17 protein-coding genes are annotated in these 21,601 nt (G+C 63.6%); 7 read left to right on the forward strand and 10 right to left on the reverse strand.

Annotation, left to right across the window (positions count from 1 at the left end; translation table 11 throughout):
• Positions 1-7 precede the first annotated feature (7 nt).
• From FHW83_RS21425 to FHW83_RS21450, 6 genes are all read right to left on the reverse strand, one after another.
• Positions 8-730 carry an ABC transporter ATP-binding protein gene (locus FHW83_RS21425; protein WP_176648391.1) on the reverse strand — a complete coding sequence of 241 codons (723 nt, stop codon included), beginning with the start codon at positions 728-730 and terminating at the stop codon, positions 8-10.
• Positions 731-742: 12 nt separating this feature from the next.
• The gene (locus FHW83_RS21430; protein ID WP_176648392.1) at positions 743-2,680 is read right to left on the reverse strand and encodes an ATP-binding cassette domain-containing protein; all 1,938 of its coding nucleotides are present in this window, start codon (positions 2,678-2,680) and stop codon (positions 743-745) included.
• A gap of 3 nt (positions 2,681-2,683) precedes the next feature.
• On the reverse strand, positions 2,684-3,574 hold the full coding sequence (locus tag FHW83_RS21435) for a branched-chain amino acid ABC transporter permease (RefSeq protein WP_176648556.1): 891 nt from the start codon (positions 3,572-3,574) through the stop codon (positions 2,684-2,686).
• 70 nt (positions 3,575-3,644) lie between these two features.
• Positions 3,645-4,802 (reverse strand): ABC transporter substrate-binding protein, encoded by a 1,158-nt coding sequence (locus tag FHW83_RS21440; RefSeq protein ID WP_176648393.1) that lies wholly within the window; start codon positions 4,800-4,802, stop codon positions 3,645-3,647.
• Positions 4,803-4,929: 127 nt separating this feature from the next.
• Positions 4,930-5,472: a tetratricopeptide repeat protein gene (locus tag FHW83_RS21445; RefSeq protein ID WP_176648394.1), complete on the reverse strand. Its 543-nt coding sequence runs from the start codon at positions 5,470-5,472 to the stop codon at positions 4,930-4,932.
• Positions 5,469-7,466, reverse strand: coding sequence for a bifunctional 2',3'-cyclic-nucleotide 2'-phosphodiesterase/3'-nucleotidase (locus FHW83_RS21450; protein WP_176648395.1), 1,998 nt, complete (start codon positions 7,464-7,466; stop codon positions 5,469-5,471). The genes FHW83_RS21445 and FHW83_RS21450 overlap by 4 nt, the downstream gene beginning before the upstream one ends.
• 168 nt (positions 7,467-7,634) lie before the next feature.
• Between FHW83_RS21450 and prfB the strand changes: the two genes are divergently transcribed.
• The 3 genes from prfB to lysS all read left to right on the forward strand — a co-directional run bounded on the left by prfB (position 7,635) and on the right by lysS (position 10,968).
• A protein-coding gene (prfB, locus tag FHW83_RS21455; RefSeq protein ID WP_176648396.1) for a peptide chain release factor 2 occupies positions 7,635-8,739 on the forward strand; the annotation gives its coding sequence in 2 pieces (ribosomal slippage) (positions 7,635-7,715 and positions 7,717-8,739; 1,104 coding nt in all).
• Positions 8,740-8,742: 3 nt separating this feature from the next.
• Positions 8,743-9,411 carry an HAD family phosphatase gene (locus FHW83_RS21460; RefSeq protein WP_176648397.1) on the forward strand — a complete coding sequence of 223 codons (669 nt, stop codon included), beginning with the start codon at positions 8,743-8,745 and terminating at the stop codon, positions 9,409-9,411.
• 27 nt (positions 9,412-9,438) lie between these two features.
• A complete protein-coding gene (lysS, locus tag FHW83_RS21465) occupies positions 9,439-10,968 on the forward strand; it encodes a lysine--tRNA ligase (RefSeq protein WP_176648398.1) in 1,530 nt (509 codons plus the stop codon).
• 105 nt (positions 10,969-11,073) lie between these two features.
• On the opposite strand, the gene ppnN is transcribed toward lysS, so the two are convergent.
• On the reverse strand, positions 11,074-12,444 hold the full coding sequence (ppnN, locus tag FHW83_RS21470; protein WP_176648399.1) for a nucleotide 5'-monophosphate nucleosidase PpnN: 1,371 nt from the start codon (positions 12,442-12,444) through the stop codon (positions 11,074-11,076).
• A 177-nt stretch (positions 12,445-12,621) separates the two neighbouring features.
• Here ppnN and FHW83_RS21475 point away from each other — a divergent pair, with 177 nt between their 5' ends.
• Positions 12,622-14,121: a peptide MFS transporter gene (locus tag FHW83_RS21475; RefSeq protein ID WP_176648400.1), complete on the forward strand. Its 1,500-nt coding sequence runs from the start codon at positions 12,622-12,624 to the stop codon at positions 14,119-14,121.
• Between the two features lie 178 nt (positions 14,122-14,299).
• Here FHW83_RS21475 and glpD read toward each other — a convergent pair whose 3' ends face one another.
• A complete protein-coding gene (glpD, locus tag FHW83_RS21480) occupies positions 14,300-15,835 on the reverse strand; it encodes a glycerol-3-phosphate dehydrogenase (RefSeq protein WP_176648401.1) in 1,536 nt (511 codons plus the stop codon).
• 150 nt (positions 15,836-15,985) lie between these two features.
• Between glpD and FHW83_RS21485 the strand changes: the two genes are divergently transcribed.
• Positions 15,986-18,346, forward strand: a complete 2,361-nt coding sequence (locus FHW83_RS21485; protein ID WP_176648557.1) for a penicillin-binding protein 1A — start codon at positions 15,986-15,988, stop codon at positions 18,344-18,346.
• Here FHW83_RS21485 and FHW83_RS21490 read toward each other — a convergent pair.
• Positions 18,315-19,025, reverse strand: a complete 711-nt coding sequence (locus tag FHW83_RS21490) for a TetR/AcrR family transcriptional regulator (RefSeq protein ID WP_176648402.1) — start codon at positions 19,023-19,025, stop codon at positions 18,315-18,317. The genes FHW83_RS21485 and FHW83_RS21490 overlap by 32 nt on opposite strands.
• Before the next feature lie 147 nt (positions 19,026-19,172).
• Here FHW83_RS21490 and FHW83_RS21495 point away from each other — a divergent pair, with 147 nt between their 5' ends.
• Together FHW83_RS21495 and FHW83_RS21500 are read left to right on the forward strand one after the other, a co-directional pair.
• Positions 19,173-20,087 carry a triacylglycerol lipase gene (locus FHW83_RS21495; RefSeq protein ID WP_176648403.1) on the forward strand — a complete coding sequence of 305 codons (915 nt, stop codon included), beginning with the start codon at positions 19,173-19,175 and terminating at the stop codon, positions 20,085-20,087.
• A complete protein-coding gene (locus FHW83_RS21500) occupies positions 20,087-21,016 on the forward strand; it encodes a lipase secretion chaperone (protein ID WP_176648404.1) in 930 nt (309 codons plus the stop codon). The genes FHW83_RS21495 and FHW83_RS21500 overlap by 1 nt, the downstream gene beginning before the upstream one ends.
• Here the strand turns inward: FHW83_RS21500 and FHW83_RS21505 are convergent, their stop codons facing one another.
• Complete coding sequence (locus FHW83_RS21505; protein ID WP_176648405.1) at positions 21,017-21,541, reverse strand: DUF1640 domain-containing protein; 525 nt, start codon at positions 21,539-21,541, stop codon at positions 21,017-21,019.
• Between the last annotated feature and the right edge of the window lie 60 nt (positions 21,542-21,601).

Here is a 21,601-nt window from a genome sequence, read left to right on the forward strand (position 1 = left end):
TACTGAGTTAATGCCCTCCCCCTAAATACGCGGCGATCACCTTGGGGTCGGTTTTGAGGTTTTCGGCGGGGCCATGGACGGAGATGCTGCCGTTTTCCAGCACGTAGCCATAGTCGGCCACGTTCAGCGCGGCGGCCGCGAATTGCTCCACCAGCAGCATGGTGACGCCTTCGGACTTCAGGCGCTGGATGATGCGGAACACTTCTTCCACCAATATGGGCGCCAGGCCCATCGACGGTTCGTCCAGCAGGATCACCTCGGGATTGAGCATCACGGCGCGCGCCATGGCCAGCATTTGCTGCTCGCCGCCCGACAGCGTCCCGGCCAGCTGCGTTTGCCTTTCCTTCAGGCGCGGGAACAGTTCCAGCGCCTTGTCCAGGTCGCGCTTGATGTCGCCCTTCGGCCGCGCGCGCGTGAAGCGCGGGAAGGCGCCCAGCAGCAGGTTGTCGGCCACGCTCATGGAGGCGAACACGCGCCGCCCTTCCGGCGAGTGCGCCAGCCCGGCGCGCGCGATCTTGTGCGAGTCGTGGCCGGTGATGTCCTTGCCGTCCAGCGTGACTTTGCCGCCCTTCGGCTTGATCATGCCGGAGATGGCGCGCATGGTGGTGGTCTTGCCGGCGCCGTTGGAGCCGATCAGCGTCACCAGTTTCCCTTTCGGGACCTCCAGCGAGATGCCGTGCAGGACTTCGACCTTGCCGTAGGCCGCGTGCAGGTTGGAGATCGATAGCATGTCGTGTCCTTTTTAATGCGCCGCCGGCGCGGTTCCATCGGTGCCGCCGCCAAGATAGGCTTCGATCACTTTGGGATCACTTTGCACGGCCGCCGGTTTGCCTTCCGCGATCTTCTGGCCGAAGTCCAGCACCGTCACGGTGTCGGACAGCGCCATCACCACGTCCATGTGGTGCTCGATCAGGATGATGGTGATGCCGTGGTCGCGGATCTTGCGGATGATGGCCATCAGCTCCTTGATGTCCGGCGCCGTCAGGCCTGCCGCCGGTTCGTCCAGCAGCAGCAGGCGCGGATTCAGGCCCAGCGCGCGCCCTATCTCCAGCAGGCGCTGTTTGCCGTACGGGAGGTTGCGCGCCTCCTCGTTGGCCAGGTCGGACAGGCCGACGAATTCCAGGATGCTGGCCGCGCGCTCGCGCGCTGCTTTTTCCTCCCGCCTGTAGCGCGGTGTTTGCAGCATCACGTCCAGCACATTCGATTTGAAGGTGTTGTGCAGACCGACCAGCACGTTCTCGGTGGCGGTCATTTCGCCAAACAGCTGGACGTTCTGGAAGGTGCGCGCCACGCCGCCCAGCGCGATCTCGGACGGCGTGCGGCCGGAGATGACCGCGCCGGAGAACGCCACCTTGCCGGCGGTCGGCTTGTAGATCCCGGTCAGCACGTTCATCATGGTGCTCTTGCCGGACCCGTTAGGGCCGATCAGGCCATGCACCGAGCCCTGGACCACGTTCAGGTCCACCTGGTTCAGCGCTTTCAGGCCGCCGAATTGCATCAGGATCCGGTCGACCTTGAGCAGGCTGTCGCCGGCCTTGCCGCCCTCCGCGTGGGCGAATGGCTCCACGCCCGTCGACTGCACGGCCTTGGCGTGCACCGCGCCGCGCCCCATCAGGCCTAGCAGGAAGCCGACAATACCGTCCTGCAGGTAGTAGACGACGAACAGCGTCATCAAGCCGAAGATGGTCAGGCGCCAGTCGACGATGTTCTCCAGTTTGAACGAGAACGCCGCCATGCCGATGGTGGCGATCAGCGGCACCAGCACCCCACGCAGCGTGGAGCGCTTGCGCGCGATCGCCAGCGCGGAACCGATCACGCCCAGCACCGCCGCCGCGACGGCGATCTTGCGGAACAGTTCAATGTCCGCCAGCAGGCTGGGAAGCATCACCACGATCAGCGCGCCGATCAGCGAACCGGAACGGGTCTTGCGCCCGCCCATGATCACCGCCAGCAGGAACAGGATGGTCAGCTCGAAGTTGTAGGTGTTGGGCGAGATGTATTCTTCCGAATAGGCGTACAGGCTGCCCGCCAGCCCGGCAAAGCCGGCGCTGATGATGAAGGCGTACACCTTGTAGCGGTACACGGATACCCCCATGCAGTCGGAAGCGATCGGGCTGTCGCGCAGCGCCTCGAACGCGCGCCCCAGGTTGGATTTGAGGATGCGGTGCACCACCACCAGCGACACCACCATCAGCGCCGCCACCATGTAGTAGTACTGCACCTCGCTCAGCTTCTGGCCGAACAGCACCGGCTTGGAGATCTTGATCCCCATCGGCCCCTCGGTCAGGAAGGTCATTTCGTTGATCAGGATCTGGATGATGGTGCCGAAGGCCAGCGTCACCATGGCCAGGTACGGCCCCGTCACGCGCAGCGCCGGCAGCGCGAGGATGGCGCCAAACACCGCCGCGCCAACCACGGCGGCCGGTATCGCCACCCAGAACGGCGCGCTCATTTTAAACACCAGCACACCCGTGACGTACGAGCCGATGCCGAACAGCCCCGCATGCCCCAGCGACACCTGCCCGGTGTAGCCGACCACGATATCGAGCCCGAACAGCAGGATGGCGTAGATCAGGATCGTTTCGAACAAATGGATGTAATAAGGATTCGGTATCAGCGTCGGGTACAACGCCAGTACCGCCAGCCCCGCCACGCTTGCCGCGACAATTGTCTTCTTCATGGATCAGACCTTTTTGATGGCGGCTTTGCCGAACAGGCCGGACGGCTTGATCGCCAGCACCAGCAACAGCAGCAGCAATCCCGGCACTTCCTTGTAGCCGGTGGAGATGTAGTAGCCGGTGGTGGTTTCCGCGATGCCCAGTATCAGGCCGCCGACGATGGCGCCAACGCCCGAGGTCAGGCCGCCGATGATCGCCACCGCGAACGCCTTCAGTCCGAGCGAGGCGCCCATGGTGGCGCCGGTCAGCGTGAGCGGCGCCACCAGCACGCCGGCAAAGGCGGCGACGGCGGACGACAGCGCGTACGAGAAGGTGATCACCATGCCGGTGTTAATGCCCATCAGGCCCGCCGCGTCGCGGTCGTTGGCGGTGGCCACCACCGCCTTGCCGTAGATGGATTTGCGGTTGAAGATTTCCACCGCCGCCATGATGGCCAGCGCGCCCAGCACCACCGCCACCTGCATCGGCTGCACGTTGGCGCCGAGGATCTGGAATGGCGCCGAGTCCAGCGGTGACGGGAAGGTCAGGTCGTCCTTGCCCCAGATGTTCTCCGCCACGTTCTTGAAAATGATCGCCAGCGCGATGGTGGACATGATCCAGCCGAATTCCGACTTGATCTTGATGGCCGGCCGCACGCCGATCCATTCCACCAGCATGCCTTGCAGCGCGCCGAACACGATCACCAGTGGAATCATCAGCAGGTAGCCCATGTAAGGGCCGCCGTGGATGTTCCCCACCAGGCTGAGGCCCACCAGCGCGCCGAGCATGAGCGATTCTCCCTGCCCGAAGTTGAGCGTGCCGGAGGTGGCGAAGGTGAGCTGGTAGCCGAAGGCGATCACCGCGTAGATCATGCCCAGCGCGATGCCGCTGAACACCAGTTGCAACAGGATTTCCATCATTTTCCCCGATAAGAAAATGGCCAGGCTTGCGTCAACAAGTCTGGCCACTGTGCGGCGCTAGGCGGCCTTACTTGGCATGTACGACCTTGCCGTCCTTGACTTCACCGAACACGGTGATGTCGGCGGTGATGGCTTCGTGATCGTCCTTGCTGTACGGCTTGTCGTAGGTGGTGACCACGCCTTCGACTTTCTCGTTCAGGTTTTCCAGCGCCGCCTTCACTTTCGGGCCTTCGGTGGTGCCGGCCTGCTTGATGGCGGCGGCCAGCAGGTAGATCGAGTCGTAGCCCTGCGCGGCCGACACCGGCGACGGCATGCGCCCTTGCGGCGGGTTGTAGGCCTTGATGTAGGCGTCGATGAAGGCCTTGCGCTTGGGCGTGTTCGGCTCCTGGATGAAGGTTTGCGGCATGCGGGTGCCGTTGCCGTTTTTGCCGGCGTTGTCGATGAAGTTGGCCATCGACAGGGTCCAGCTGCCGATCAGCGGCACTTTCCAGCCCAGTTTTTCCATGCCGTTGGCGATCTGCGCCAGTTCAGGCCCGATGCCGTAGGTGAGCACCACCTCGGCGCCGGCCTGCTTGGCCTTCAGCAGCTGGGCCGTCATGTCGACGTCCTTGATGTTGTACTTCTCGACCGCCACCGCTTTCATGTTTTTGCTGGTCAGGACCTTCTCCAGGTCTTCGCGACCGAGCTGACCGTAGTTGGTGGAGTCGGCCAGGATGGCGACCTTCTTGAATTTGCGGTTGTCCACCGCTTCCTTGATGATCATCTGCGACTGAATCTGGTCGCTGGCGGAGTTGCGGAAGATGTAGTTCTCCGGTTCCTTGGCAAACTGCTGGGTGATGACGGAGCCGGTGGCCACGTTGTTCATCACCGGGATCTTGGCGTCCTGGTAGAAGCGCTGCGAGGCCAGCGCCACGCCGGTGTTGATGTAGCCGACGGTGGCCACCACGCGTTCCTTGTTGATCAGCTCCTGCGCGATTTGCACGCCGCGCTCGTTCTTGGCTTCGTCGTCGCGCTCGATCAGCTGGATCTGGCGGCCCAGCAGGCCGCCCTTGGCGTTGATCTCCGCCACCGCCAGCTTGACGCCGTCGCGCATCGACACGCCCATCGGCGCGGAGCCGCCGGTGAAGGGACCGGACACGCCGATCTTGATGGGATCAGCCGCCTGGGAGGCAGCCGCGAAACCGAGTGCTACACCTGCAACGAGCAATTTCAACTTGAAATTCATGTGCCATCTCCTGTTTATACAACGCTTTTATAGTAGTCGTACGCTGGAAAGTCGCCCCATCGGGAAATCATTGTAGGTTAGTAGAACTACATCAGCAACAGATACATGTGCGGCATCGCAGCAAGGATTACATGCCCGGCGTGGCGCGCTTGAGGGCGCGGTTGGCGAAGCGCATCTGGGTTTCGGACAGCGCCTCGTTGCGCTCGAAGCCCATGGAACCGTCGCGCAGGCCGATGGCCATGGCCATCACGGCTTCCGGATATTCCAGGTCGGCGGCCTTTTCGATCCAGCGGCGCGCGGCCAGTTCGTCGCGCTTGACGCCTTCACCGCTGAGATAGAGTTTGGCCAGCGCGTACATGGCGGCCGGGGTCTGGCGGTTGGCGGCGAATTGCAGCCAGTGCGCGGCGGCCTTGGGGTCGCGCGCGACCGCCATGCCGTTCTGGTACATCATGCCGAGGTAGTAAGCGGCTTGCGCGTCGCCTTTTTTGGCGGCGCCGCTGAACAGTTCAAAGGCGCGCGGCAGGTTGGCCGGCACGCCCTCGGCGCCGCGCAGGTACAAGCGCCCCTCTTCCACCGGCCCGGCCGACGCGGGCAGCGTCAGCGCCAGGCCGGCCGCCAGCAGGGTGGCGCCAGCGGCGCGCGATATGGTGAGCAGGCGCCGGATCTTCATTTGCTTAAATCGATGGCGTAGAGGGCAAAGCCCTTGCCGCCGCCATCGTCCTGTTTGAGCTGGGACACGCCGGCCAGGCCGGCTTCGCGCGCGAGGTCGAGCAGGCCCGGGGCGGAATGGAAGACCACAGCCCCCTTGGTCGCCACCGGCGCGAAACGCCAGCTGCGGGTGGCGCCGTTGCGGGCACGGGTCAGCTGTTTGGCTTTCTGGATGTAGGCGATCAGCACCTCGCGGCTGGAATCCGGCGCGGCGATCACGGTTTTGCCGCCATCCAGGCCGGGAAAGGCGCCGCCGCCGGCGGCGCGGTAGCTATTGGTGGCGACCAGGAATTCCTGCGTCGTCGCCAACGGCGCGCCACGGTACCGCAAGTCGACGATGCGCTGCCCCACCGGCTGGGTGACGTCGATCTGGTAGCTCACGTCGGCGCTGGTCAGCATGTCGAAGTTGAAGCCGTAGACCGCGCTGTTGACCAGCTCCTGCTGCGCGCCGTTGGCCGGATCGATGCGGTTGAAGCGCTCGGCCGATTTCTCCAGCCAGGCCTTCAGGCCGGCGCCGTCGAGCTTCACGGCGTGCAGCGCGTTCGGGTACAAATACAGGTCGGCGGCGTTATTCAGCGCCACGGGGCCCGGCTTGACGTCGGTGTAGTCGGCCACGCCGGCCGCGCCGGTCTTGAACGGCGACGCCATCGACAGCACCGGCAGCGCCGCATACCGCGGCAGGTTGGCCTTGACGTAGTCCTGCACGTACGCCGTCTGCGCCTGGTTCACCAGCTGAATGGCGCTGATGTCGCCAACGTCGGCAAAGTAGCTGCTCATGCGGAAATCGCTGGTTCCCACCGGCGTTTTCACGTAGTTGATGGTGGCGGCGTGTTCGTCGGCCACCAGCGGCGCGATCGAGGGATCGGCGGCGACGTAGCCGCCATCTTTCTGCCTGGTGCCGCGCGCCTCCACCGTGGTGCGGCTCTTGTCGACCACCCAGCGCGTGCCGTCGTGCCTGAGATGCAGGCCAATCACGCCGAGATGCTTGCCCCACAGGCTGGCCATCACGGTCGGCACGCCGAAGACCGTGCCCTTGGCCTTGTCCACGCCCGGCAGGTTGAAGGCGGCGCGCTGGCTGGCCGCATCCGGGAATGGCAGGTGCTCATGGCCGATCAACATGGCATCGATGCCCGGCACCTGCGCCAGATGGTAGTTGGCGTTTTCCATCTCCGGCGTGTAGGGCGCGCCGTCGATGCCGCCATGTGAAATGGCCACCACCAGGTCCGCCCCCTCGGCGCGCATGCGCGGGATGTACTTCAGCGCCGTCTCGCGCACGCCTTCCGCGTACACCTTCCCGGCCAGCCATTGCTTGTCCCACGACAGCACACCCGGCGGCGCGAAGCCGATGATGCCGACCCTGATGGTCACCGTCACCGGTTTGCCGTCCGCGCCGGTGGCGGCGATCTGGCGCCGCAGGATGCGGTACGGCGCGAACAGCGGCTGGCGCGTGCGGGCGCTGTAGATATTCGCCAGCACGATCGGGAAGTTCGGGCCGGCGCAGCGCGGCGCGTCGGCCGGCACGCCGTCGACGTCGAAATGGCTGCCGGTGACCTGGTTCAGGTACGGCAGCCCATAGTTGAATTCATGGTTGCCGACGCCGGCGCCGTCCACGCCGAGCGCGTTCATGGCTTTGTAGATGGCCAGCGTGTCGCCGCAGGCGGCCGGCTTGACCAGCGCCTGGTAATCGGCCAGCGCCGTGCCTTGCAGGGCGTCGCCGTTATCGAACAGCAGATTGTTGGGGTATTCGGCGCGCGCCTGGCGGATCAGGGTGGCGGTGCGTTCCAGGCCGATGGCAGGATCGGCCTGCAGCTTGTAATAATCATAACTCAGCACGTTGGCGTGCAGGTCCGAGGTCTCCAGCAGCGCCAGCGTAGCCTCGGTGCCGCCCTGCGGCACACTGGCGCAGGCGGTCAGAAAAACGGGCAACAGGAGGCAGGCGCGGTGGTCTGGGCGCATGGACGGTACGGCTCGGGTTAAGTTTCAGGCTGCAACATTCTATCCGTTTTGTGGCTTAAATGGCAGGATTTGGCGGCACCCGGGCTTGCTGCGGTGCGGTACTGGGAGAGCGTAGCCGCTTACGGTATAATCCAAGGTTTGATTTCAGCCTTAGAAAAGAAGAAAACCATGGAAGCCGAACGCATCAACGCCCTCACCTCCCTGCTCGCCGACCTGACCACGCGCGAAGCCGAACTTCGGAGGTATCTTTGACTTCGATCGCAAAGTCGACAAGCTCGAACAGGTAAACGGCGAGCTGGAAGATCCCGCGGTCTGGAACGATCCGAAGAAAGCCCAGGAGCTGGGCAAGGAAAAGAAATCGCTGGAGGCGGTGGTGTTCGCGCTCACCAAGGCCGACGCCGACCTGAAGGACATGGCCGACCTGATCGAGATGGCCAAGGAAGAAGGCGATGACGACACGCTGGAAGCGCTGATCGTCGACGCGGAAGAAGTCCGCAAAGTCATCGAAGGCATGGAGTTCCGCCGGATGTTCAACAATCCGATGGACCCGAACAACTGCTTCATCGACATCCAGGCCGGCGCCGGCGGCACCGAGGCGCAGGACTGGGCCTCCATGCTGCTGCGCCAGTACCTGCGCTATTGCGAACGCAAGGGCTTCAAGGTCGAGGTGATGGAGGAATCCGAGGGCGAGGTGGCCGGCATCAAGACCGCCACCCTGAAAGTGGAAGGCGAATACGCCTACGGCTTCCTGCGTACCGAGACCGGCGTGCACCGCCTGGTGCGCAAATCGCCGTTCGACTCGGCCGGCGGCCGCCACACCTCGTTCGTGTCGCTGTTCGTGTACCCGGAAGTGGATGATTCGATCGACATCGAGATCAATCCGGCCGACCTGCGCATCGACACCTACCGCGCGTCGGGCGCCGGTGGTCAGCACATTAACAAGACCGACTCCGCGGTGCGTCTGACCCACGGCCCGTCGGGCATCGTGGTGCAGTGCCAGAACGACCGCTCGCAGCACCGCAACAAGGCCGAGGCGATGGAAATGCTGAAGGCCAAGCTGTACGAGCTGGAACTGCGCAAGCGCATGAGCGAGCAGCAGAAACTGGAAGACTCCAAGACCGACGTCGGCTGGGGCCACCAGATCCGCTCCTATGTGCTGGATCAGTCGCGCATCAAGGACTTGCGCACCAACTTCGAGACCGGCAACACCAAGGGCGTGCTGGACGGCGACCTGGACGACTTCATCTCCGCTTCGCTCAAACAAGGCGTGTAATCCATGACCAAGCGTGCATTCATCTTCGACATGGATGGGACCATTGTCGACAATATGTCCTTCCACGTGAAATCGTGGCTGGAGTTTTTCCAGCGCCGCGGCCACGTGGTCGATGCGGATGAATTCTTCCGCAACACCGCCGGCCGCCAGGGTCATGAAATCATGAGCACCTACTTTGGCAAGCAGTTGACCAAGGAGGAAAGCGCGGCCCTCGATTTCGAGAAGGAAGAACTGTACCGCGAGATGTACGCGCCGCACCTGGCGCCGACCACCGGCTTCATCGACTTCATCACGCGCGCCAAGGCGGCCGGTGTCACGCTGGCCGTGGCCACCGCCGCGCCGGTCGAGAACATCGACTTCACGCTGGACGGGCTGGATCTGCGCAAGGAATTCAGCGCCATCGCCGGCGCCGCCGACGTGGCGCGCGGCAAGCCGAATCCGGACGTGTTCCTGCTGGCGGCCGAGCGCGCGGGCGCCCTGCCGGCCGACAGCATCGTGTTCGAAGACGCGCCGCTGGGCGTGGAGGCGGCGCGCCGCGCGGGCATGCGCGCCGTGGTGCTGACCACCACTTTGCCGGCTGAAGCGTTCAAGGAGTTCGACAACGTCATCGCCGTCGTGCGCGACTTCAGCGAGCTGGATGTGGAAGAACTCTTCGCATCCGCCACCAACTAAATCATCACCTCAACAAAAGTAAAGACCATGACTACGGATCTTCAAGACCAAGCAGCCGCTCCTGACGACAACAAAATCATCGCCGAGCGCCGCGCCAAGCTGGCCGCCATCCGCGAACAAGGCGTCGCCTTCCCGAACGACTTCAAGCCGGAACACAAGGCCGCCGACCTGCATGCGCAGTACGGCGAGAAGTCGCGCGAAGATCTGGAAGCCAACCCGGTCACCGTCAAGCTGGCAGGCCGCATGATGCTGAAGCGCGAAGCCGGCAAGAAGGCCGCTTTCGCCACGCTGCAGGATTCGTCCGGCCCGCGCGCCGATGGCCGCATCCAGATCTACGCCACGCTGGACCTGACCGGCGAAGCCGCCATGGCCGCCCTGCACCACTATGACCTGGGCGATATCCTGGGCGTGGTCGGTACCCTGTTCAAGACCAAGACCGACGAACTGACCATCAAGGTCACCGAACTGCGTCTGATCACCAAGTCGCTGCGCCCGCTGCCGGACAAGTTCCACGGCCTGGCCGACCAGGAAACCAAGTACCGCCAGCGCTACGTGGACCTGATCATGAACGAGGAGACGCGCCGCACCTTCAAGGCCCGTACCGCCGCCATGTCGTCGATCCGCCGCTTCATGGAAAAGAACGACTTCATGGAAGTGGAAACCCCGATGCTGCACCCGATTCCGGGCGGCGCGGCGGCCAAGCCGTTCATCACCCACCATAACGCGCTGGACATGCAGATGTACCTGCGTATCGCGCCCGAGCTGTACTTGAAGCGTTTGGTGGTGGGCGGCTTCGACCGCGTGTTCGAGATCAACCGCAACTTCCGTAACGAAGGCGTGTCGGTCCGTCACAACCCGGAATTCACCATGATGGAATTCTACGCGGCCTACACCGATTACAAGTGGCTGATGGACTTCACCGAGTCGGTGATCCGCCAGGCGGCGATCGATGCCAAGGGCACGGCGGTGCTGACCTACGGCGGCCGTGAGCTGGACTTGTCCAAGCCGTTCCATCGTCTGACCATCGTTGGCGCCATCAACAAGTTCGCGCCGCACTACACCGACGCGCAGCTGAATGACGCGGAATTCATCAAGGCCGAGCTGCTGAAGTTCGGCGTGAAGCCATTCGCCACCGCCGGCCTGGGCGCGCTGCAACTGGCGCTGTTTGAGGAAACGGCGGAAGCGCAGCTGTGGGAGCCGACCTTCATCATCGACTATCCGGTGGAAGTGTCGCCGCTGGCGCGCGCTTCGGACACGCGCGAAGGCATCACCGAGCGCTTCGAGCTGTTCATGGTGGGCCGCGAGATCGCCAACGGCTTCTCGGAGCTGAACGATGCGGAAGACCAGTCGGCGCGCTTCCTGGCGCAGGTGGCGGCCAAGGACGCCGGCGATGAGGAGGCGATGTTCTACGACGCCGACTACATCCGCGCGCTGGAATACGGCATGCCGCCGGCCGGCGGCTGCGGCATCGGCATCGACCGTCTGATGATGTTGCTGACCGATTCGCCTAACATCCGCGACGTGCTGCTGTTCCCGCACCTGCGCCGCGAAGAGTAATCCCGCTGTCGTCCCGGCGAAGGCCGGGACCCATGGAACGCTTGCGCTGACACATCGCTTGCGTTCCATGGGTTCCGGCCTCCGCCGGAACGACGGAACCGCTGCTTACTGGATCACACGGTAGCACGGCGTGTACGGCTTCCCTGCCAACTTCATGCGGTGCTGCGCCACGAAGGAGGCCAGCAGCGCGTCCATCGGCCCCATGATCTCCTTGTCGCCATGGATTTCGAAGTGGCCGTACTTCTCGATGGCGCGGATACCCTCTTCCTTCACGTTCCCCGCCACCACACCCGAGAAAGCGCGGCGCAGATGCGCCGCCAGCAGGTGCACCGGCTGGTTCTTGTGCAGACTCAGATTGCGCATGTTCTCGTGCGTCGGCGGGAACGGACGCTGGAACTCGGTGTCGATCTTCAGGCCCCAATTGTAATAATACGCATCGCTGCGCGACTTGCGGAACTCGCGCACCGCCTTGATCCCGGCCTGCATCTCGCGCGCCACCAGTTCCGGATCGTCGATGATGATCTTGTAGCGGCTTTGCGCCTCGGGACCCAGCGTGTCGTGAATGAACTGGTTGATCTGCACGAAGTATTCGCGCGCCGTTTCCGGGCCGGTGAACACCAGCGGGAACGGGATCTCGGCGTTATCCGGATGCAGCAGGATGCCCAGGATGTACAGGATCTCCTCTGCGGTGCCAGCGCCGCCCGGGAACACCACGATGCCGTGCCCCGTGCGTACAAACGCTTCCAGGCGCTTTTCAATGTCCGGCATGATGACCAGCTCATTAACGATCGGATTCGGCGACTCCGCCGCGATAATGCCCGGCTCCGTGATGCCCAGGTAACGCCCGCGATGCAGGCGCTGCTTGGCGTGGCCGATGGTGGCGCCCTTCATCGGGCCTTTCATCGCGCCCGGGCCGCAGCCGGTGCAGATATCCAGGTCACGCAGGCCCATCTCGTAGCCCACCTTCTTGGAGTAGTTGTACTCCTCGCGGTTGATCGAATGGCCGCCCCAGCACACCACCAGGTTCGGATTGAGCATGGGCTTCAGCACGCCGGCGTTGCGCAGGATGTGGAACACGGCGTCGGTGATGCCCTCGGTTTTATTCAGGTCGAACTTCGGGTTGTCCGTCACCTCGTTGCTGACGAAGATAATATCGCGCAGCACCGCGAACAGGTGCTCGTGGATCCCCTTGATCATTTTGCCATCGACGAAAGCGATGGCCGGCGCGCCCTTGATATCGAGCTTGATGCCGCGCTCGCGCTGCACGATGCTGATGTCAAACGATTTATAACGGTCCAGCAGTTCCTTTCCATCGTCGATAGTGCTGCCGCAATTGAGCACGGCCAGGGCGCACTTGCGGAAGACGTTATAAAGGCCGCCCTGGCTAGTATCGAGCAGCTTGTTCACTTCCGCCTTCGAAAGGATCTCCAGCTGACCTTCGGGCGAAATCTGGGTATCGACAACGTCATATTCCATGATGCTTAAGTCCTATTCAGTTTCTATTGGTCCTGCGCCACCAATATACGACAATTTCGCAGGGAGATTCGCAAAAAGTGCGTTGCGATCGATTTGTAGATTAAAATGTCGCCCAATTTGGCCGCCCCACAAGGGCAGACGCCAGTTCCTATAGACCATAATGACAGGAGAAGCCGCATGAGCGGTGCGACCACCCAACCTACGGAAGCCGCGATTCCGGAATTTAAGCAGATCATGGGGCATCCCGCCCCGCTGTGGATGTTGTTCATGACCGAGTTCTGGGAGCGCTTCGCGTTCTACGGCATTCGTTGGGCCCTGGTGCTCTACGTGGTCGCCCAGTTCTACAACGGCGACCCGTCCGGTGAATCCGCCGCCAACCTCGTTTACGGCTCTTATCTCGCGCTGGTGTATGCGGCGGCGCTGTTCGGCGGCTACGTGGCCGACCGCGTGCTGGGTTACCAGCGCTCCATCCTGGTCGGCGCGTCCTTCATGGCCGCCGGCCTGTTCATGATCGCCTTCCCGGACCAGACGATATTCAAATTCGGCCTGGCCACCATCATTGTCGGCAACGGCATGTTCAAGCCAAATATCTCGACCATGGTTGGCAAGCTGTATGGCACCACCGACACGCGCCGCGACTCGGGCTTCACCATCTTCTACATGGGCATCAACTCCGGCGCGCTAGTCGCACCAGTGCTGACCGAGTGGCTGGCATCGGCCATCTTCGGCACCGGCGGCATGCCGGCCTACAAAGTGGTGTTCATGTCGGCCGGTGTCGGCATGCTGATTAGCCTCGTATGGTTCTACATCGGCCGTCGCGGCCTGAAAGGCATCGGCGCGCCAGATGCGCAGAGCGGCGATCCAAAACGCCTGATTTACGTGGTGATTGGCTCGCTGTGCGTGATTCCGCTGGTGTACTCGCTGCTGGCGGCAGGCGCCAAGAGCCTGCAGGTGGTGCTGTCGGTGCTGTTCGTGCTGCTGTCGGTCATGCTGCTGGTGGAAGGCATCAAGAACGGCAAGGTGGCGCGCGACAAAGTGATCGCCATGCTGGTGATCTTCTTCTTCAACATCATGTTCTGGTGCTTCTTCGAACAGGCGGGCAGCTCGTTCACCTTCCTGGCCGAGAAAATCGTCGACCGCGAAATGTTCAACTGGACATTCCCGGTAGCCTGGTTCCAGACCGTGAACTCGCTGGCCATCATCGCCTTCGCGCCGATCATCGCCTTCGCCTGGGTAGCCATGGGCCGCGCCAATCCTTCGATTCCGCGCAAATTTGGCCTGGGCCTGATCTTCAACGGCACCGCCTTCCTGCTGCTGATGTTCGCGCTGTCGTCGCTGGTGGACGCCAACAACAAGATCCCGTTCTGGACCCTGTTCATGGTCTACGTGCTGCAATCGATCGGTGAGCTGTGCCTGTCGCCGATCGGCCTGTCGATGGTGACCAAGCTGGCGCCGACCCGTCTGGTGGGCCTGGGCATGGGCGGCTGGTTCCTGTCGACCGGCATCGGCAACAACCTGTCGGGCATCTTCGCGTCGGCGGTATCGGGCGAAGGCGGCATGTCGGTGCCATCGGCACTGTCGGGCTACACCTTCGGGTTCTGGTCGCTGATCATCGGCGGCGTGCTCCTGTTCCTGATCGCCCCGCTGATCCAGAAACTGATGCACGGTGTGAAGTAAGACTGCAAACGGCGCCCCAGGGCGCTAATGCCGTTCAGTTAAACGGCGTCGTTCCGGCGAAGGCCGGAACCCATAGAACGCATGCGCTGTGGTTACGCATACGTTCTATGGATTCCGGCTTTCGCCGGAATGACGAATTAAGCGCTAACTGAACGGCATTCGCCCCAGGGTGCCGTTTTTACTTGGGCGCCAGCGGATGGGCGTTGAGCCAGGTCTGTAGCGTTTCGTCGCTGCCGGCGGGCAGGTGCAGGCCCAGTTTGGTGCGGCGCCAAAGGATGTCCTGCGCGGTGCGCGCCCATTCGTAGCGGCGCAGGTATTCCACTTCCGCCGCAAACAGGCCGGGGACGATTTCCTCGCCCATCGACGCCACATCGGTGCGCTCGCTCAGCAGCGTGTGGATGCGCGTGCCGTAGCTGCGGCAGTAGCGCGACACCAGTTCCGACGGCAGTCCGCTGTAGCGGGCGATCTGCGCGCGCCGCCAGGCGTCGAATTCCAGCACCGATTTATTCCGCGGCTCGGCGCCGAACAAATCGCCGCCCGGCAGGCAAGCGTTGTGGGTCCATCCGCCGTGGCGGTTGTCCAGCGCCTTGGCGATATGATCGACGGCCTCCTCCGCCAGCTTGCGGAAGGTGGTGATCTTGCCGCCGAAGACACTCAGTATCGGCGGCCCGTCACTGTCCACCTCCAGCCGGTAATCACGCGTGACGGCCTTGGCGTCGGCGCCATCCTCCACCAACGGGCGCACGCCCGAATAGGTCCACACCACGTCCGCCGGCACGATGGGCCGGACAAAGTACTGGCTGGCCAGCTGGCACAGATAGGCGATTTCCTCTTCGTTGATCGCGACCTGGTTGGCGTCTCCCTGATAATCGAGATCGGTGGTGCCGATCAGCGTGAAGTCGCGCTCATACGGAATCGCGAACACGATGCGCCCGTCCGGATGCTGGAAGATATAGGCGTTGTCATGCTCGAAGATGCGCCTGACCACAATGTGGCTGCCCTTGATCAGCCGCAGATGGCCGCCGCCGGCGCGCGGCACGGCCGCGTGCAGCAGGTTGGCCGTCCACGGTCCGGCGGCATTCACCACATAACGCGCATTGACGCGGATATGGCCGCAGCTTGGTTTGAATAAAGTCGCTTCCCAGTCCGCCGTCTTGCGTTCCAGCTTGGTGCACACGGCTTGCGTCAGGATGGTGGCGCCCTTCTCGCACGCGTCGATGGCGTTCAGCACCACCAGCCGTGCGTCGTCCACCCAACCGTCGGAATAAATAAAGCCGCGCTCAAATTCCGGCTTCAGGGGCTTGCCCGCGACGTGGTTGCGCAGGTTGATGCCGGCCGATGCCGGCAACAGCTCGCGCCGCGCCAGCATATCGTATAAAAACAGGCCGGCGCGGATCAGCAGCGCCGGGCGCTGGCCCCGCGCGTGCGGCATCACAAAACGCAGCGGCCACATGATGTGCGGCGCGGCGCGCAGCAGCACCTCGCGCTCGATCAGGGCCTTGCGCACCAGGTTGAATTCGTAATACTCCAGATACCGCAGGCCGCCGTGTATCAGCTTGGTGGAGGCCGACGAGGTATGCGACGCCAGGTCATCCTTCTCGCACAATACCACCGACAGCCCGCGTCCCGCCGCGTCACGGGCGATACCGGCGCCGTTGATGCCGCCGCCGACGATCAGGACGTCGCAATCGAGTATGTGCTGCGGTTCCGCCATATGGTCCCTTTGGAGCTGTATACCTGTACGTTACGACAAGTGACGGCAAGTAACAATAGCCTTGTTCTATAATCGCGCATACTTCCGCAACCGAGAGATGATGTTTTGACAACCTCGAGCTCCATCCCCACCTGGATCAATCGCCGCAATATGATACGCGCCGCCCTTGCCGCCGGACTGGCCGCCCTGATCGGCGGCGGTCTGCTGCTGGCCTATATGCTGCTGTACGTGGCCCCGAACCTGCCGTCGCTGGAGGCGGTGACCGACTATCGCCCGAAAATCCCGCTGCGCATCTATACCGCCGACAATGCCCTGATCGGGGAGTTTGGCGAAGAACACCGCGACTTCATCCCCATCAAGGACATGCCGGAGCTGATGAAAAAGTCGCTGCTGGCGATCGAGGACAAACGCTTCTACGAGCATAACGGCATCGACTGGGTGCGTGCGCTGGGCGCGGTGCGGGCCAACCTGGGCGGCGCCTTCCGCCAGGGCGGCTCCACCATCACCATGCAGGTGGCGCGCAACTTCTACCTGACGCGCGAAAAATTCGTCAGCCGCAAACTGACCGAGGTGATGCTGGCTCTGAAAATCGAAGCGGCGCTGAGCAAGGATCAGATCCTGGAGCTGTACATGAACCAGATCTACCTCGGCCAGCGCTCGTTCGGCTTCGGCGCGGCGGCTCAAGTCTACTTTGGCAAGCCACTCAAGGACCTGGACGTGGCCGAGATGGCGATGCTGGCCGGCCTGCCGCAAAATCCGGCGCGCCACAACCCGGCCGTCAATCCCAAGCGTGCCAAGCAACGCCAACACGTGGTGCTGCGCTCCATGCGCGATCTCGATTACATCACCGAGGCGCAGTACCAGAAGGCGCTGAAGGAGACCCTGCACATCAACCGCAAGGGCGTCGACTTCGACGTCCACGCCGAATACGTGGCCGAGCTGGCGCGCCAGGTGGTGTACGCGCAGTTCAAGGAGGACTCGTACACCAAGGGCATCAGCGTCTACACCACGATCCTGAAGGCCGACCAGAAAGCCGCCTACGAGTCGATGCGACGCAATGTGCTGAACTACGATCAGCGCCACGGCTACCGGGGTCCGGAAGCCGTGATCACTCTGCCCGCCAACGAGGACGAACGCGACGACGCCATCGAGGACGCGCTGCAAAAACGTCCGAGCAGCGACGGCCTGATTCCGGCCGTGGTGCTGGAGGCCGGCCCGAAAGCGGTCAAGGTGCAGAATCCCGCCGGCGAGGAAATCACCATCACCGGCGACGGCCTGAAACTGGCCGCCAACGCGCTGACCGACAAGGCCAAGGACAATCTGCGCGTGCGTCCCGGCGCGGTGATCCGCATCATGCAGAACGACAAAGGCGGCTGGAGCATCACGCAAGTGCCGCAGGTGGCGGCGGCCTTCGTGTCGCTGGACGCGGTGACCGGCGGCTACCACGCCATGGTCGGCGGCTTCGATTACAACCTGCAGAAGTTCAACCACGTCACGCAGGCGTGGCGCCAGCCCGGCTCCTCGATCAAGCCGTTCGTGTATTCGGCGGCGCTGGAGCGCGGCTTCTCGCCATCGACGCTGATCAACGACGTGCCGCTGGAGCTGACCGGCGCCGAAACCGGCAACGAGGCCTGGTCGCCGCGCAACGACGACGGCAAGTTCGACGGCCCGATCACCATGCGCCGCGCGCTGTCGGAATCGAAGAACGTGGTGTCGGTGCGCATCCTGCGCGCCATCGGCGTGCCATATGCGCACAGCTACCTCGGCAAGTTTGGCTTCGACCTGGCCAAGCATCCAAAGAACCTGACCATGGCGCTGGGCACGGGCTCGGTGACGCCGGCGCAGCTGGCCGGCGCCTACTCGGTGTTTGCCAACGGCGGTTACACCGTCGAGCCCTACCTGATCGCCAAGATCGTTGACGGCGACGGCAAGGTGATTCAGGAAGCCAAGCCGCGCACCACGCTGCCGGACGAGGCGCGCGTGCTCGATCCGCGCAACGCTTATGTCATGGATTCGATGATGCGCGAAGTGACGCGCAGCGGCACCGGCGGTGCGGTCGCGCGCCTCGGCCGCCCTGATTTGGCCGGCAAGACCGGCACCTCCAGCGATGCGGTCGATGGCTGGTTCGCCGGCTACGGCGGCGGCATCGTGGCGGTGTCGTGGATGGGTTACGACGATTCCAAGTCGCTGGGCGGCAAGGAGTTCGGCGCCACCGTGGCGCTGCCGATCTGGATCGACTACATGCGGGTGGCGATGCGAAGCCGTCCGCCGCAGGAACGCCCGGTGCCGACCGGCCTGACGCAGGTGAACGGCGAGTGGCTGTACGATGAATTCACCGGCGACGCCGCGCGCCATACGCTGGACATGGATACGGAACCGGCCGGCGCCGAGAACGTGGAGCCGACCGCTGCGGGCGCGGCGCCGGCCGCGGCGCCCGCGCCGGCAGCGGCGCCGGCGGCCGCGCCGAACGCGGAAAACATCAAACCGGTGCCAGCGGGCCCGGGGCGCTAACCGCGCTCAGATAGCCGCGCATCATGCGCACGGCGCTGTCGGCAAAGCGGTCAGGATCGATATCGGCGGCGCGGTACTTCCAGCGCTTGACGTACCAGTCCTGGAACATGGCCATGATGTGCGCCGCGATCAAGTCCGGGCTGACCTGCGGACGGTCCGGCACCTGCGCGATCACTTCGGCGAACAACGCCTGCACGTGCAGCTCCGATTCCTTGGCGGTGCTACGCTGCTCGGCCTGCAGCACGCGCGAATCCATGAAGACGAAGTAAAACCACGGCTGCAGGATCTCTGACACATAGATCGACGCGCGGATCAGCGCCTCCAGACGGTCCAGCGGATCGCTGATGTCGGCGTACATCTTGGGCACCTCGTGGGTGGCGTGGCGCACCACGTCCTCGATCATTTCCGCCAGCTGGTCCTTGCTGCTGATGTAGCCGTACAAGCCGCCCATCGACAGCCCCGTCTCGCCGCACAGGTCGCGCAGGTTCATGGCGCGGAAGCCGACGTCGTTGGCCAGCTTGAAGGTGGCGTTGAAGATTTTCTCCAGGTTCTCCAGCGCCGGCTTGCGGCGCTTGACCGTGATGCGATCGGCATAGCGATCGAGCAGATAGGCCCAGATGTTCACGCCGTCCAGCGGCGTCCTGGCCTGGAAATGTTGGAAGTCGAATTGCGCCGGCAAGGTTGTCCCTGTAGTGATATTTTTGAGAAGATTATAGCGCAGACCCTCCCCTTGCCCGCGGATTGGCTCCTGAGGCCAAGCGTGCGACCTGCAAGGCCGCGTCGCCGATGTTACATTGAGCAGACAACATAACCATCGGAGACCGCCATGAAACAACGCTTCTGGAACTGCCTCACGTTATGCCTCACCCTGCTCATCGCCCTGCCCGCCCCCTCGTGGGCGGCCGGCTACACCCAGACCAAATATCCCATCGTGCTGGTGCACGGCCTGTTCGGCTTTGACAGCGTGGGGCCGGTGGACTACTTCTACGGCATCGCGTCCGCGCTGCGCAGCGGCGGCGCCAATGTGTACGTGACGTCGGTATCGGCCGCCAACAGCACCGAGGTGCGCGGCGAGCAGCTGCTGTTGCAGGTCAAGCAGATCCTGGCCGCCACCGGCGCTTCCAAGGTGAATCTGGTGGGGCATAGCCACGGCGGGCCGACGTCGCGCTACGTGGCCTCGGTGCGGCCGGATCTGGTGGCATCGGTGACCAGTGTCGGTGGCGTCAACAAGGGCTCGCGCGTGGCCGACGTGCTGATCGGCGCGGTGCCGGATGTCACCTACAACGTGGCGAACGCGGTGTCGGGCCTGATCAGCTTCCTGTCCGGCAGCCCGACCTTGCCGCAGAACGCGCGCGCGGCGGCGACCTCGCTCAGCACGGCGGGCACGCTGGCATTCAACAGCCGTCATCCGCAAGGCGTGCCGACCTCCGCATGCGGCGAGGGTGATTATCAGGTGAACGGCGTGTACTACTTCTCGTGGAGCGGCGCGCAGCCTTATACCAACGTGCTGGACGCCAGCGATCCAGTATTGGCGCTGACGGCGCTGGCCTTCAACGGCGCCAAGAACGATGGCCTGGTCAGCAGCTGCTCCAGCCACCTGGGCCGGGTGATCCGCGACGACTACGCGCTCAACCACCTCGATGAGGTCAATCAGCTGATCGGCATCAGCAATCTGTTCGAGACCAATCCAGTGACCATCTACCGCCAGCAGGCCAACCGCTTGCAAGGACTGGGGCTCTGATGCGGACCGCGCTGCGCGCGGCAGTGCTGCTTGCCGTCGCGGCTGGCGGCGCGTCGCTGCTGTGGCGCCAGCCGGCGCCCGACGCGGTGGCCGGCGGCGTCGCTTCCGCAGGCGGCACGCCTGACTACTTCGCCTTCGTGCCGTCCATGGCTGGCACCCGCCCGGACGGCGCCGTGCGCGCCAGCGCCGACGGCCGGCTGGAAGTAAATGCCGAACTGGCCTACCTGTTCGACTATTATCTGGCCGGCTTGGGCGAGCGGCCGCTGGAAGCCATTCGCACGGAAATCATCCGCGAGCTGGAGCGCCGCCTGCGGCCGGCGCCCGCCACCGAGGCAAAGCGTTTGCTGGACGCTTATCTCACCTACAAGCGCGCACTGGTGGACGTGGAACGCGGACTGCCGGCGCAAGCCGATCCGGTGCTGCGCGCGCGCCAGCGGCTCACCGCCATGCAGCAACTGCGCGCCACATATTTCAGCAACGAGGAAATCGCCGGCCTGTTCAGTGCTTCGGACGCCTACGATATCGACGCCATCGCCCGTCTTGAGATCAACAGTGACGCCAGCCTGAGCGAAGCGCAGCGCAAGCAGAAGTTGGCCGCGCTGGACGCCGCCCTGCCGCAAAAAGTCCGGGAAGAAAAAGAAGCGCCTACCCAGGTGCTGCGCCTGGAGGAGGCGGTGAGCGCGGCCCGCGCGCGCGGCGCGGACGACAACGAGGTCTACCGTCTGCGCTCGGCCGCGCTGTCCCCGGCGGCGGCGGCGCGCCTGGCCGACGTCGATCATGAGGAAGCGGACTGGCAGCGCCGCATCGCCGCCTATCAAGCCCAGCGCCGCGAACTGCTGCAATCCGCCGCCCCCGCCGCCGCCCTCCAGCAACTGCGTGACAGCGGCTTCAGCGCCGACGAACAAAAACGCCTGCCCGCCTACGAATAATCAGTGCACGTAGCGGGCAATGTAATACACGCAGCCCAGCAGCAGCGAGGCGAAGCCATACAGCCTCCACACATGCCCCATCAACGCCCGGTGCAAATCCATTCTGGTCTCCTGCAACGCGATATGAAAATCCTCTCGCTGCTTGGCCAAAGCGGCATTGAACTCCTCTCGCTGCTTGGCCAAAGCGGCATTGAGCTCCTCTCGCTGCTTGGCCAAAGCGGTATTGAGCTCCTCTCGCTGCTTGTCCAGCGCGACCTTGAAATCAAATCGCAGCGTCGCGTGCTCAGTTTGAAATTCCTCCCGCTGCTTGGCTGAGTTCGTCTGAACCTCAAGTTTGAACTCATAGATGAGGGCGAAAAGGCGCTCATGACTGGCGTGCATTTCGGCGCGCAGCGCCGTAATGTCATCTTTGGTGGCAAAGCTGTTGCGTATGACGGCCACGTCTGTCTCCAGTGCAGCGATACGCACATCATAAGAACTTTTCCCAGAGTCCTCAACCCGTGGGTTTTCATTGGTGCCGTGCATGATCGCTCTCCTATCGATGAGCTACCAAGCTAGCACCAGGCTCCCGTTCAGCTTTGATGC

The sequence above is a fragment of the Duganella sp. SG902 genome, from assembly GCF_013376005.1.
Taxonomy (GTDB): domain Bacteria; phylum Pseudomonadota; class Gammaproteobacteria; order Burkholderiales; family Burkholderiaceae_D; genus Rugamonas.

Coding starts and splice junctions, on each gene's coding strand:
- FHW83_RS21425 (WP_176648391.1), bottom strand. CDS start 730: ATGCTATCGATCTCCAACCTGCACGCGGCCTACGGCAAGGTCGAAGTC.
- FHW83_RS21430 (WP_176648392.1), bottom strand. CDS start 2,680: ATGAAGAAGACAATTGTCGCGGCAAGCGTGGCGGGGCTGGCGGTACTG.
- FHW83_RS21435 (WP_176648556.1), bottom strand. CDS start 3,574: ATGGAAATCCTGTTGCAACTGGTGTTCAGCGGCATCGCGCTGGGCATG.
- FHW83_RS21440 (WP_176648393.1), bottom strand. CDS start 4,802: ATGAATTTCAAGTTGAAATTGCTCGTTGCAGGTGTAGCACTCGGTTTC.
- FHW83_RS21445 (WP_176648394.1), bottom strand. CDS start 5,472: ATGAAGATCCGGCGCCTGCTCACCATATCGCGCGCCGCTGGCGCCACC.
- FHW83_RS21450 (WP_176648395.1), bottom strand. CDS start 7,466: ATGCGCCCAGACCACCGCGCCTGCCTCCTGTTGCCCGTTTTTCTGACC.
- FHW83_RS21460 (WP_176648397.1), top strand. CDS start 8,743: ATGACCAAGCGTGCATTCATCTTCGACATGGATGGGACCATTGTCGAC.
- lysS (WP_176648398.1), top strand. CDS start 9,439: ATGACTACGGATCTTCAAGACCAAGCAGCCGCTCCTGACGACAACAAA.
- ppnN (WP_176648399.1), bottom strand. CDS start 12,444: ATGGAATATGACGTTGTCGATACCCAGATTTCGCCCGAAGGTCAGCTG.
- FHW83_RS21475 (WP_176648400.1), top strand. CDS start 12,622: ATGAGCGGTGCGACCACCCAACCTACGGAAGCCGCGATTCCGGAATTT.
- glpD (WP_176648401.1), bottom strand. CDS start 15,835: ATGGCGGAACCGCAGCACATACTCGATTGCGACGTCCTGATCGTCGGC.
- FHW83_RS21485 (WP_176648557.1), top strand. CDS start 15,986: ATGATACGCGCCGCCCTTGCCGCCGGACTGGCCGCCCTGATCGGCGGC.
- FHW83_RS21495 (WP_176648403.1), top strand. CDS start 19,173: ATGAAACAACGCTTCTGGAACTGCCTCACGTTATGCCTCACCCTGCTC.
- FHW83_RS21500 (WP_176648404.1), top strand. CDS start 20,087: ATGCGGACCGCGCTGCGCGCGGCAGTGCTGCTTGCCGTCGCGGCTGGC.
- FHW83_RS21505 (WP_176648405.1), bottom strand. CDS start 21,541: ATGCACGGCACCAATGAAAACCCACGGGTTGAGGACTCTGGGAAAAGT.